The organism is Oleiphilus sp. HI0132, assembly GCF_001635845.1.
In genome coordinates this window covers 1-939 of record NZ_LWGJ01000004.1, presented here as the reverse complement: position 1 = coordinate 939, position 939 = coordinate 1, and the positions used below count along the sequence as shown (strand labels likewise).

The 939-nt window shown below is 44.1% G+C and carries 1 protein-coding gene; it reads right to left on the bottom strand.

Annotated elements, in window-relative coordinates; genetic code table 11:
• On the bottom strand, positions 1-939 hold a 939-nt coding region (locus A3766_RS00170; protein ID WP_197479124.1), incomplete at both ends, for an Hpt domain-containing protein.

Here is a 939-nt window from a genome sequence, read left to right as displayed (position 1 = left end):
GAATAAGGTTTCCAGTTCGTGTGCAAGATCACCAATAGGGTTGATTTCGGCCATTCGAGCACCGCCTTTAAGGGTGTGCAATTCACGCTGTAGCTCGCCAACAACCTCGATATTAAAGACGTCGGATTCCCATTGGTGCAATAGTTCGCCAGAACTGTCGATTATTTCTTGGGCTTCTTCTAAAAATATCTCGGCTAATTCCGGATCCAAGTCTAATAAGACCTGGCTAGGACTTGTCGTTTGTGATTCAGAGGGCTGTTCATTTTCTGGAGCGATATCTTCTTCAACAAGTGGGGTGTTAACACGCAAATCATCAACAATTGAAGTGATATTCGTGACCAGCTCATCTTGAGGCTGGCAAGGTTGCAAAGCCTGGATAGACTTAAGCATTGCTTCTAGAGCCTGCGAAGACTCTTCAAGTAGCGATAACATCAGGCTGGAGGCATCAGCTTTGTAATCGATTAGTTTTTCAAATAGTTTCTCAAGGATATCACTTAAATCGCCAACCGCTTCGAAGCCTGCCAAACGTGCACCACCTTTGAGTGTATGCATGTCTCGTTGTAATTGCAGGATAACGTGTTCATTACCTGGTTGTTGTTTAAGTTTGTCTAGTGCAGGGTTGATTCCATTGACTAGCTCATTAGCTTCCTCGAGGAATATTTCAGCCAAATCGGCATCCATAATGGCTTCATCGTCGAGTTCAACGCTTGCTTCTTCCTCCACTTCATCTGTGGTAGCGGAGTAGGTAGGTAATACGTCATCCAACTCTTTCTCTAGCTGGTCGAGCTTCTCGTTTAAGCTATCTTCTTGAGTTGATACACTTTGACTTTCTACCGGACTATCTTCAATAACATGGCTATGGTCAGCAATATGTTCGCGTAATTCCGCAAGCAGCTTGTTATCAAGGTTTAGAGTTAAACCCGCTGCTAGTTGATCCAT